Source organism: Sulfuritalea sp. (assembly GCF_017302275.1).
Classification (GTDB): domain Bacteria; phylum Pseudomonadota; class Gammaproteobacteria; order Burkholderiales; family Rhodocyclaceae; genus Sulfuritalea.
Map to the genome: position 1 here is coordinate 107,834 of NZ_JAFLDR010000012.1, position 12,331 is coordinate 120,164.

9 protein-coding genes are annotated in these 12,331 nt (G+C 56.0%); 7 read left to right on the plus strand and 2 right to left on the minus strand.

From position 1 onward, the window contains the following. Positions 1–50 precede the first annotated feature (50 nt). The 6 genes from J0M27_RS08915 (at position 51) to J0M27_RS08940 (ending at position 6,457) form a co-directional block, all read left to right on the plus strand. Positions 51–1,286 (plus strand): glycosyltransferase, encoded by a 1,236-nt coding sequence (locus J0M27_RS08915; protein ID WP_294990124.1) that lies wholly within the window; start codon positions 51–53, stop codon positions 1,284–1,286. A gap of 49 nt (positions 1,287–1,335) precedes the next feature. Then, complete coding sequence (locus tag J0M27_RS08920; RefSeq protein WP_294990127.1) at positions 1,336–2,334, plus strand: hypothetical protein; 999 nt, start codon at positions 1,336–1,338, stop codon at positions 2,332–2,334. A gap of 58 nt (positions 2,335–2,392) precedes the next feature. Next, entirely contained in the window at positions 2,393–3,532 is a 1,140-nt protein-coding gene (locus tag J0M27_RS08925) for an NAD-dependent epimerase/dehydratase family protein (RefSeq protein WP_294990130.1), read from the plus strand. Then, a complete protein-coding gene (locus J0M27_RS08930) occupies positions 3,529–4,287 on the plus strand; it encodes a nucleotidyltransferase family protein (RefSeq protein WP_294990133.1) in 759 nt (252 codons plus the stop codon). The genes J0M27_RS08925 and J0M27_RS08930 overlap by 4 nt, the downstream gene beginning before the upstream one ends. After that, entirely contained in the window at positions 4,284–5,276 is a 993-nt protein-coding gene (gene galE / locus J0M27_RS08935) for a UDP-glucose 4-epimerase GalE (protein WP_294990135.1), read from the plus strand. The genes J0M27_RS08930 and galE overlap by 4 nt, the downstream gene beginning before the upstream one ends. A 218-nt stretch (positions 5,277–5,494) precedes the next feature. Then, positions 5,495–6,457, plus strand: coding sequence for a sulfotransferase (locus J0M27_RS08940; RefSeq protein WP_294990138.1), 963 nt, complete (start codon positions 5,495–5,497; stop codon positions 6,455–6,457). Positions 6,458–6,508: 51 nt separating this feature from the next. Here the strand turns inward: J0M27_RS08940 and J0M27_RS08945 are convergent, their stop codons facing one another. Continuing rightward, on the minus strand, positions 6,509–8,062 hold the full coding sequence (locus tag J0M27_RS08945; protein ID WP_294990141.1) for a glycoside hydrolase family 30 beta sandwich domain-containing protein: 1,554 nt from the start codon (positions 8,060–8,062) through the stop codon (positions 6,509–6,511). A 75-nt stretch (positions 8,063–8,137) separates the two neighbouring features. After that, positions 8,138–9,421, minus strand: a complete 1,284-nt coding sequence (locus tag J0M27_RS08950) for a nucleotide sugar dehydrogenase (protein ID WP_294990144.1) — start codon at positions 9,419–9,421, stop codon at positions 8,138–8,140. Positions 9,422–9,860: 439 nt separating this feature from the next. On the opposite strand from J0M27_RS08950, the gene J0M27_RS08955 reads away from it, so the two are divergent. Beyond that, on the plus strand, positions 9,861–12,020 hold the full coding sequence (locus J0M27_RS08955; RefSeq protein ID WP_294990147.1) for a PKD domain-containing protein: 2,160 nt from the start codon (positions 9,861–9,863) through the stop codon (positions 12,018–12,020). Positions 12,021–12,331 lie beyond the last annotated feature (311 nt).

Below are 12,331 nucleotides of genomic sequence, written 5' to 3' on the forward strand. Positions count from 1 at the left end.
GAGCCCGGTACCTTCCCATCCGGCGCATCCCGAGGTCGGGGCACCACGCAATGATCCATTACATAACTTCGAACGGGATCGGCAATGCCTGGGTCGCCAACGAACTGAGCAGGATAGATGCTGCTCGGGTCCCGTTCGTGTTACATGCAATGCGAAGTCCGGACAAACTTCTGCATGGTTCGGAATGGGCGCTGCGGATGAACCAGCAAACCATGGTGATCTATCCGCTACCGGCATTGCAGGTGATCTTGTCCGTTCTGTTGGCGCCAATATTGTTTCGCGGCAGGTTTTTTGCGGCCCTCGGCAACGCATTGTTCGGACAGCGGGAACACCTTCGGGCCCGGGTGGCCGGCATCGCGCATTTGCTTGTTGCTTGTCACTGGGCCCGCAATGTTCGCGCCAAGTATGAGAGCCCGGCGCACATTCACTCGCAATGGGCCCATTCTTGCGGCACCATAGCCATGTATGGTGCCTGGCTACTCGACGCGTCTTTCAGCTTCACTGGCCACGCCACGGACTTGTTTCGGGACCGCTGTGCATTGGAAGACAAGATTCGTCGCGCGGAATTCATCGTTTGCATTTCGGAATTTCATCGCGATTTCTACCTCGAACATGGCGCGCGACAAGACCAGTTATTCGTTGCCTACTGCGGCATCGACCCTGAATGGTTTTATCCCCGACAGGTGGTCGAGGTGGCCGGCAGTAGGCCATACCGCATAGTTTCATCCGGCAGGTTGGTGGAAAAAAAGGGATTCTCGTATCTTGTTGAGGCATGTCGGATACTTGCCGATCGCGGCGAGGCATTCGAATGCATAATCGGAGGCAGCGGCGAACTGGAAGCCGAGTTGAAGGTCCGTGTGATTGAACTTGGATTGGGCGACAAGGTAACCGTTACCGGCAAGACGCTGGTGCAGGAAAAGATTATCGAGTTCATGCATGGTGGTGATGTATACGTGTTGCCTTGCGTATGGGCAGCGGATGATGACGTCGATGGCTTGCCGCAAATGTTGATGGAAGCAATGGCCTGTGGTCTTCCTGCGATATCGACCCGATTGGTCGGCATTCCCGACCTGATCAGGCACGAGGTATCCGGGCTGCTGGTCGAACCAAACGACGCGGTTGCGCTGGCCGACGCGATCTCGAGGCTCATGAATGACAAGGTTCTTGCGGGGCGACTCGCCGAAGCGGGCAGGGCTCGGGTTATCGAAAGATTCAATCTCAAGAACTGCCTGGAACCACTGATTGCGCGCTATCGGCTGAAACTTGCCGGTGTTGCCGCTGGCTGACGTAGCGTCAGCGCCGACTTTTAGATTTTTTACCTAGGCGGAAGCATCGATGATCATTTCCCAGACACCGTACCGCGTGAGCTTTGCTGGCGGCGGCACGGACCTCCCGGCGTATTACCGTCACGAATACGGTGCAGTGCTGTCACTGGCGATCGACAAGCATATGTATGTGACGGTGAGTCCGCGTTTCGAGCCATCGACACGGGTAGCGTATACGCGAACAGAAATTGTGGACAATCCTGTCGACCTCCAGCATGAATTGGTGCGTGAGGCGTTGAAGATGACTGGCCTGGGAAGACACCTCGAGATTACAACGGTAGGCGACGTTCCGGGCGGCACCGGAATGGGTTCGTCCAGTTCCCTTACTGTAGGTGTTTTGTTGGCCTTGTATGCCTACAAGGGGCAAATTGTCAGCGCGAAAAATCTGGCCAAGCAGGCATGTCGTATCGAGATTGATGAGCTCGGCAAGCCGATCGGAAAACAGGATCAATATGCTGCCGCGTTTGGCGGGATGAACTATATCCGTTTCAATCCTGACGACAGTGTGGACGTGGAGCCGGTCCCGACCACTCCGGAGATCATGCAGGAACTTACGAAGCGAGTGCTGCTTTTCTACACGGAACAGCAGAGAGACGCCGACAAGATACTGAAGAAGCAAAGCGAGGGAACGCGCGAGCGCATGGCGGTTCTGCGGGAAATGCGCGATTTGGCGCACGAGATGCGGCTTGCGCTCGGTGGAGGTGGAGGCCTTGACGAGTTTGCGCGGCTGCTGCACGAGGGGTGGTTGCTCAAGCGGTCCCTCGGATTCGGCATCAGTACCGGGTCGGTCGATGCCTGGTACGAGCAGGCGAGGAAATTGGGAGCGCAGGGCGGGAAGCTTTTGGGCGCCGGCGGTGGTGGTTTCCTGTTGGTGATCGCACCGCCGGAACGTCACGACTTGATCCGGGATGCACTGGGTAATCCCCGTGAGCTGACCTTCGGCATCGATCGTCGTGGCGGTCGGGTGATCTTCATCAGCGATCATCAACGCCTTTTGCACAATCAATAGTCGCGAACGAATCCAAACCACACTTTTTGTCGATCGCGGAGATCGAAAAACAATTTTCTTGAAAGTACTGGATATGAGGGTATTGCTGACTGGGGGAGCAGGTTTCATAGGTTCGCACACAGCCGACGCCTTGCTACAGGAAGGTTACGCCGTGCGGGTTCTGGATTCTCTTGAGGAACCGGTTCATCCCGGCCGTCGGGTACCGGAGTATCTGGACGGGCAAATCGAGTTCGTGCGGGGGGATGTTCGGGACGAAAAGATCCTGCTCGATGCTTTGCGTGGCTGCGACTTCGTCTATCACCTTGCGGCGTTTCAGGACTATTTGCCGACATTCAGCCGCTTCTTCGATGTCAATGTGACGAGCACGGCGTTGATCTATGAACTGATCGTACGTGAAAGGCTGCCGGTGAAGAAGGTGATCGTTGCGTCGAGCCAGGCGACTCTCGGCGAAGGACTTTACCAGGACGCAAATGGCAGGACATTGTTGCCGGACATACGACCAGCCCACCAGCTGGAGCGGGGTCGGTGGGAACTCGAGGCGCCGCCCGGCTACAGCGGGCCGTTGCAATGGCTACCGACGGACGAGTCCGTCGCCAATCCTCAAAACCAGTATGGGCTGAGCAAGATCGCCGAGGAGCGTGTTGCCCTTTCGCTCGGCAAAAGGTATGAGGTGCCGACCGTTGCCATGCGCTATTCCATCGTGCAGGGGCCGCGGCAGAGCTTCTATAATGCATACAGTGGTGCGTGTCGGGTGTTTTCCCTGAGTTTCCATCTCGGCCGCGAGCCAATGATTTACGAGGATGGGCAGCAGATTCGAGACTTCGTGAATATTCAGGATGTGGTTGATGCCAACCTGCTGGTTTTGCGCGATGAGCGCGCAAATTACGAAATGTTCAATGTTGGTGGAGATCGGCCATACACGGTTTCTGAATTCGCCGGTGCCGTTGCAAATGTCTTTGGCGTAGATGGCTACCAACCGATTCCCTGCGGAAAATTCCGCTTCGGCGACACTCGTCATATCTGTTCGGATGTCAGCAAGTTGAAACGCCTCGGCTGGAAGCCGACGCGAACGATCATCAATAGTGTCGAGGCCTACAAGGGATGGCTGGCCACCGCAGACAACGCCGCCAGCATACTCGACTACTGCAATCAGCAGATGGTCAGTTTGAATGTTGTGCGCGAGGTTTCGAAGGCGTGACTGGCGGCGAAACCCGGAAGCGAACCAAGGCACTGTTGCTCGCCGGTGGAATTGGTTCCCGCTTGCGTCCCATCACTGCAGCAATACCGAAGTGCCTCGTGGAAATAGCCGGCCGTCCATTACTGGATTACTGGTTTGATGCTCTGGCGACGGCCGGCATTCGAGACATCCTGATAAACACACACCATCTGCCCGAACCGGTGCGTAGATTCCTTGCCAAAAAAACATCACGGGGATTTCGCACGGTCGAGTTTTTCGAGCCGGTGTTGCTGGGTTCGGCAGGCACCGTAGCCGCAAATCCGGGATGGGCGGACGATGCGGATGACGTGTTGATCATTTACGCGGACAATCTTTCGGACCTCGATTTGCTGGACTTCATGGCTTTTCATCGCGGCCACGGCGACGCCTTTACGATGTTGCTGTTTCATGCACCGAATCCGAAAGCCTGTGGCATTGCCGAACTGAACGATGTTGGGTGCGTGATCGGGTTCGAGGAGAAACCGGCGGAGCCCAAGTCCGACCTAGCCAATGCCGGCGTGTATGCGGTCACCGCAACGGCCTGGCGTGAAATGGCCGCAATGAACGCATTTGATTTGGGCTTTGATGTCCTGCCGAAGTTCGTGGGACGCATGAGGGGATACATCCACGATGGTTACCATCGGGATATCGGCACGATCGATGCACTGAATGCCGCGTCTAGGGAGGTAGTACTGCTTGCCGGTCGTGGCGGCAAATTGAAAGGAACGAAACAATGAGAGTATTTGTGACTGGCGGTGCAGGGTATGTGGGTAGCGCCTGCTTGCGATTGTTGCTGGCGGAGGGCCATGACGCGATAGCCTATGACAACCTCTACAAAGGCCATCGTGAGGCGATACCTGCCGAGAGGCTGGTCGTAGGTGACCTCCACGACACGGTAGCCCTGACCAAGGCAATGCAGAACCATGGTTCCGAGGCAGTGATGCATTTTGCCGCTGCCACCGACGTTGGCGAATCGGTGACCAACCCGGACTATCATTTCAGCAACAATATTGGCGGGACCCTCAGTCTGTTGCGCGCGATGCGCGAGGCCGGAGTGCAGCGTATGCTGTTCTCCAGTACCTGCGCAACCTACGGCGACAATCCAAAACCGCCGATGGATGAAACTGCGGCACAGATTCCCTGTAGTCCCTATGCGCGAACCAAGCTTGCCGTGGAATGGATGATCAGGGACTTTGCGCAAGCCTATGGCCTGGGGTTTACCCTGCTGCGCTACTTCAATGCCGCCGGTGCCGACCCTGATGGTGAGTTTGGAGAGGACCATGATCCGGAACTGCATCTGATTCCGTTGGTGCTGCAGGTGCCGCTGGGCAAGCGCGACAAGATATACCTTTTTGGCGACGACTATCCAACGCCTGACGGCACCTGCATTCGCGACTACGTGCACACCGATGATCTGGCTTCGGCGCATCTGCTGGCGATAGCGGCAACTACCGCACGGACCGCCGAGGTATTCAACATTGGCACTGGACAAGGCCAGTCGGTGAAACAGATTCACGCGGCCTGTGAGGCCGTGACAGGTCGAAGGATACCTTTTGAGGTCGTGAAACGCCGTCCGGGTGACGCTCCTGCACTGGTGGCAAATCCTGACAAGCTGGTGACGCGGCTTGGTTGGAAGCCAAGGTATCGCGACATTTCCTCCGTGATCGAAACGGCCTGGAAGTGGCACCAGCGTTATCCCAATGGTTATCAAGATAAACGACGCTGACCCCCTCTACCGCGATGGGTCAGTAGATCGGAAATGGTTCCGCTTTTTCGTCTCGGCCACCGCAGATGTCGAGAGCTTTTAAGGTTTTCTTATAGCTTTTTTTTAAAATTCTCTTGTAACTATGCTTGGCGTTATGATTTTCTGTCCTTGCCTGAAATCTATGGCTGTGCAAACAAGCTGTGATTTCCCAGTTGCGATCGTACTTGAGGAATTGCGATATGGAAATTGAAATAGCTAGCTCCGAGAGAAACCCGTCACCCGTTTTTCTGGTTTCTCCAGTTCGTTCGGGCAGTACCTTGCTGAGGCTGATGCTCGACTCTCATCCGGGCATTTCCAACCCTGGGGAGTGTGATTTCCTACTTGACATGCTGGGTGACGATGGGGCGTTTCCTGATACGGAGTCGTATGTTCGCTGGTTGTCCACAAACCGGATATACCTCGCAAAGAAGTTGAAGATTGACGCGCGGCTTTCTTCCGAAGCCCTCGTCAAATCGTTTGTAGATCAGCTGCGGCGCGAGAATGCCATGCTGACCATGAACTTGCATCGTCATTTTCATCGTGCGTTGGCGGTATTTCCGACAGCACGATTCATCCATTTGTTGCGCGATCCTCGCGACGTGGCGATGTCGTGCCTTCGGATGGGATGGGGAGGCCATGTCTATCACACGGTAGACATCTGGCGCGATGCGGAACTATCTTGGGAAAGGCTGCGTTCCTCGCTTGCTAGCGAACAATTCATCGAAATCAGATATGAGCATTTGGTTGACGATATTCCAGGAGTTCTTGGATCGATATGCACGTTTCTCGGGGTTCCCTACTCGGAGCGCATGCTGGACTATTCGACCAACTCAACCTATGGCCCCCCGGATCGGAAGTTGTGTTACCAGTGGCGAAAGTCTTACGCTATAGACGAGTTGCGACTGGTCGAAGGCAAAATAGGAAAGATGCTCGTGGATCGAGGATATGAACTGAGTGGCTACCCGGTCCAGATTCCCGGTCCGCTACTGGCGAGCGAACTGTATCTGACTGGAAAATGGCGGAGAGCAAGGCACCAGATCGGAGCTTACGGTATGCCCCTGTATTTCTCGACCTTTCTGGCTAACCGTTTGGGGATGAAGGATTGGCAGGACCGCTGCAGAATCAGGAAGAATGCAATAGACATACGCGAACGGTTGAAATAGTCCGGTGAGAGGAGCCCTTCATATGCCGCTCGACGCGGTTTATCGAAGCGCCTAGCGTCCCAGCGAGCCGGTTCCTAGAATCAGGGTAACCACCGACTCGCCGGGTATGGATAGGGACTGAAGGTCATGTTTCGCGTCGATCCGCGAACAGTCATGCAATGCGTCCGTGATGTAGAACGCTACTATCGTGGGATTCAGACCCGATCCCAAGTGAATTGATACAGTTGACGATTTTCGATTCCGGTTTAGCAATATGATGACCGTGGTACCGGTGCGGAAATCCTTGAACGCGACCGCGTCCGGTCCCGAATTGCTTCTTGCGTCGATCCTGACCATGCCGGGGCGAATGAAACGCCAGAATTGCATCGCTACATAAGTTTTTTTCGTCGGACCACGCAGGCTCATCAGCCCATTGACATCAAGGGGATCGCGGGTGAGTGTCTGCCATGCCGTCAGTAGCGATACTCCGCCATCCCGCAATGCGTAAAGAAAAGCGGCGCCCAGTTGGTGCAAGGGGTCGGGCCACTGATGGCCACCAAATCCGCCTTCGGTGACCCAGATCTTCTTGCCTGATGGCCCGGCCAGGTTTCGAAAAGCGGAGGTGGATTCCTTCCTTAGATCGGCACGGTAGCCGTCGATATAGCCGTGCGATGCCAGGGCTGCCAGCGACGAGTGGGCCCCCTGACGACGAGCCAGAGCAACAAGATACCTCTGGGTTCCCGCAAGGTCCCAGGTCATGTGTTCCGGCCCGAAAATCTGGATTGGTGGCTGCCGCTGGTTTGCGAACATCCATGCGATTACTTCCAGCAGTTCCGCGTATTCCTCCGGGGTGTACACGCATGACTCAAACCAATGGGAAAATCGCGGTTCGTTTGTCGGGCTCAATGCGTAAAGCGAGATTCCGACAGACTCCAGATAACGAGACCATTCGACAAGAAACTTCGCAAAGTGCAGGTAGCGGTCGGGGCGCAGCTTGTTTCGTCCGAGGTAGGTGTATCGCTCTTGTCCGACGTCGCCATCGTGCGGCGCGTTCCACGTACCGCGTTCGACTGGATCATCGAAATTCAGTGAGAAGTTCTTGCGCGCCGGATGTCCGTTGCCGAGGGTTCCATTGACCTTCATCCAGGCTGGTGGCGTCCAGGTACTGGCGATAAAACGGATATGACGCCGTGAAACGGAATTTAGACGCTTCGCGATGCCGACGGTAATCGCAGCGCGCAACCCGGGGCCGTCGAAACTGAAATCGTGCCAGCTCATGTCCTGCCAGCGTTCTCGGGGTAGCGGGGCTACTCCGCCCCATAGCTCGATTCTCAACGCGGATGCACCCAGGGTTTCCCAATAAAACGCTGCCCAGTCTTCCCGTTGGTATGCTTCGGCAACATCCTTGTGCCAGGTATTCAGGCTGGTCCCAAAGCCTTCGATGGTCTGATACTTCTGGCTGGTGTCGATCCGCAGGGAGTTGCCAGCCGCATTGGCAATCCGACTCGACAGCGGGAACAGTGCAAGCCCGGAAAGCAGGATCCTGCGCTTTGGGGATCCCGGAGGACCTGGGTCAAGCGGAGCGGAGACGCAACCGTCCAAGGTCATATGGCCGCGCTTCTGCATGGAGTTTGCGCCGACGGTCCCGTTCTCGTACTGGGCTTATTGCGGCCGGAATCAGATTCCGCGCGCCAGTGAGTCCTACAGCCTCCAGACAGTTAGTCCGGCTTTGACCAGCTGAGTTTCATCGAAAACGGCCTTGACGTCTATGAATGCGCCACCCTTGATCAGCTTCTTGCTGAAATCTTCGATGCCGAGATCAAGAAATCCTTTGTGCGCCACGGCGGCAACGATGGCGTCGGCGCGTGGAAGATCGTCCCAGTTGACAAGTCGCACTCCATACTCGTGTTCCGCTTCCTCCGCATCCGCCCACGGGTCATGAACAAATACCTCAACGCCATACGCTGCTAGTTCGTTGATGATGTCCACGACCTTGGAATTTCGCAGATCCGCACAGTTTTCCTTGAACGTCAGCCCCAGGATGTTTACTCGGGCGCCCTTGACATAGCTCCCCGCGCGAATCATCTGCTTGATGGTCTGTTCGGCGATGAACTTTCCCATGCTATCGTTGATGCGCCGTCCGGCCAGGATCACCTGGGGCTGATAGCCGAGCATTTCCGCCTTGTGGGTCAGGTAATAGGGATCGACCCCTATGCAGTGGCCGCCTACCAGGCCCGGCTTGAACTTGAGGAAGTTCCACTTGGTTCCAGCTGCCTCCAGAACCTCGGAAGTATCGATGCCGATCTTCTCGAAAATGATCGCGAGTTCGTTCATCAGCGCAATATTCAGGTCGCGCTGCGTATTCTCGATGACCTTTGCCGCCTCGGCCGCCTTGATGGACGAAGCACGAAAAACACCGGGTTTGACTATTCGTTCATAGAGCGTGGCTACCTTCTCAAGCGTTTCCGCCGTGTCGCCAGAGACGACTTTCAGCGTGCTGGTCAACGTGTGCTCGCGGTCGCCCGGATTGATGCGCTCTGGTGAATAGCCGATGAAAAAGTCCTTCTTCCATTTCATGCCGGACTCCCGTTCGAGCACTGGCACGCAGACTTCTTCCGTGGCTCCCGGGTAAACCGTGGACTCATAAATCACGATTGCGCCCTTCTTCATGTTTCGGCCGGCGCTGACGCTTGCGCCGATCAGCGGATTGAAATCGGGGCGATGCGCCTCATCCACGGGGGTGGGGACGGCCACGATGATGACGTCCGCCTCGGCCAGTATCGCCGCATCGCTGAAGTATTCGGCGTGTATCGCCTTGGCCATTTCCTCGTCGGGCAGTTCGCGTGACGGGTCAATACCGCGTCGGCAGGACTCGACCTTGGATGGCGAGATATCAAGACCGATCGTTCTCGAATGCTTGCCGAACTCGACAACCAGCGGCAACCCCACATAACCCAAGCCGATCACTGCAATGTTCAATTCCATCTCCCTGCAAGATATGTCGTGGCACTGATTACGCATGGAGCGGTAACCCTACAATTGCGCATTGCATGCGCGCGCAATTCTGCTCCAAACCAGGTCCATATTCAGCCGATCACGCCGGCTACCGAATGCCCAGTCCAGTTTATCGCGAAAGCACAGGACGGAGTCGGGCACATCGGGCTTTCTGCAGGCGCCCCACTTGAGCACCATCCCAGACCCGAGGGGCCCGCGTCGGGGGCGAATAGCCATTAAAAAGCATGGCATTTCAGGGTCATTCAACGTCTAACTATGTATAGCATGTCAGGGGTAAACTTGGCACCAAGGCAGCGTGGGTTCGAACGAGGGTGATCGCGCTCTGCCCGTTGAGTCATGGCCTCAAGAACCACGATGCCGTTTTGGTACTTCGGTGGCCTTCGACGATGTAAGCATAAAGGAGCATCCCATGTCCGATGTAACTCAAGGCAAATTGAAAGCTGCTTGGGCTGGTGTCCTTGCGCCGCTGATGATCGTCCTCGGATTGACCGGATGCCTTTCCAGCGGGGGCAGCAGCGAGACCACGGCAGTCGTGGTTGCCGCCGGGCCGGCGGCCCCAGCGGCGCCAGTTACCTTTCCGATCACCGCGATTGCGGCTGGCGTTCCTGGCCAAGTGACAGTGACCTCGGCAAACACGCTGGCGCCCGGCGACATCATCGTCATCAGCGGAACGACAAGCTACAACGGCACTTTCACCGTGGTTAGCGCTACTGCCACAAGTTTCACGGTTACTGCCCCCTTTGTTGCCAACGAGGCGGCTGGAGCGTGGACCGCCGGTGGCGGCGTGATTGCCGGTTGTCCTGCGGGAGTGGGCATCACGCTTCCTGCGATGAATACAGTTGCCAGTCGTTTCACGGGAGTTGCTCCCCTGTCGATATTTTTCGACGCGACCGCGACAACCGGCGTTGTCGCCCAACCTTTCCATGAATTGCTTTATACATGGAACTTTGGCGATCCGGCTGGTGGCGCGAACTGGGCCTATGGAACAGGTTCCAACAATTCAAAGAACGCCGCAACGGGCCCGGTCGCCGCCCACGTATTCGAGACTCCGGGAACCTATACGGTCACCCTGACAGTCACCGATGGCGTTAACACGGTGTCCAATAACTGCATGCAGATCGCGGTACAGGATCCGGATATCGTGTTCGCCGGTACGGCCACTCGATGCTATTCCAAGGTTGGCAATTTTGCTGGTTGTCCTGCGGGTGCCACGCAGATTACGGATGCTGCCGGCGTTTTCTCTTCGGCGGTTACAACTGATCTGGCCGCCGGAAGGCGTCTGTTGTTCAGGGCCGGGGAAACCTGGGTTAATAACGGTCAGGCCGTGCTGAATGTGGATGGCCCCTGGACAATCGGCTCATACCCACTTGGTGGTGGGAGGGTGACCGTGGAGTGGGCGGCGGGCAACTCGATGTTGCGTTTCGGCGGCAACGGGTCGAATTCGTTCAAGGACGCTCGAGTGATGGACCTGCAAATTGACGGCACCGATCCGTCGGCGCTGGTTCAGGTAGTGACCGGCGTGGATCACTCGGGCACATTCAACCAGATCACTTTCCTGCGTTTTGATTGCACCGGCGTAAATAACTGCTTTACGCAGGATGCCGGAAAACCCAATCTCGCAGCGCCCTGGGATCAATTCACGGTGGTTGATTCGACGCTGCGCCCGACTCAAGGCGGTGGCGGTGGCAACGGCATGTTCCTTTTCTCATCGCGTACCGCCGTACTCGGCAATCTTTTCGACAACAACCTAACTGGAGAACACAATTTCCGTTCGATGTATTGGAATAAGTTAGTGCTTTCCTCAAATACTTTCCAGAATCCGAATGCGACGAAAGCAAACGTGACACTGAGAGGGCCAGACTGGAATTTGCCTTTCGGGCCGCTCCCGGCAGGCACCTATTCGATTTACGGGATTGTTTCCGACAACAAATTCGTTGGAGCGCCCGGTGTCTCGAACCCCGTGAACACATCAGTTGGCTCAGGGTTTGCGCTTGCATCACGAAACCGCTTTGTTATTTTTGAGCGGAACTGGTGGACCAATCAGCCTGCTGCGACGTCCCTCCTGGCGCTAAATTCGAGTTTTGCGACCATCAGGAACAACATATTTGATCTCAGTGCTACCACCGGTGGGCAGTGCATGGACATCGGTAACAACGGGGACACACCGAATAACGGACTTGCAACCGACAACTGGGTATACAACAACACCTGCTACGCCAACCAAGGGGCAGCCGCGAATGTCTTTGGTTTCGCTTTGTTTGGTGGGGCAACCAACACTACGTTGAAGAACAATTTGATGTATTCGCCGTCCGCATTGTCGACAACGGTGATTCGTGATTTGTTAGGTGTCGCTACGGTAGGGGCAAGCGGTACATTTGGCAACTCATCAGATGTTCAGGGACAGACGAATCCGAATTTTGACAGTGCCTTGCCGACAGTACCGACCAATTTTGGGATAAGCAATCCTCTTAGCTATGCACGTAGCACGGGTGTCGCGGTTCCTGTCTGGACGGACTTCTTCGGCGTATCCAATGCGGCGCCATGGGATCGTGGCGCGATCCATCGTTGATGCCAGAAAGAGGCATTCGGTCGGTATGAGTCGTTGATCGACGAGAACTTGCGCTACGACGGCGATCGTCTGGGGAAGGGCGATCGCCGGCGCCTAGATTGCAGATTGTCAAGAGTGATTCGGCGAGAGGGGGCCTCGGAGGCTATTGGAATAGGTCGTCCCTGCTGTTGCTCCTCATTTACCACTAGCCCGGATATTTCACCAGCCCCCATGACTTGGGTGCCGAGCTATGCCGAATAGGTGGATCGTGATGCCCGGGAGGGATAGTTGATCAAGTTTTGATCAATTGAGCGAATTCTGGACGAACCTCC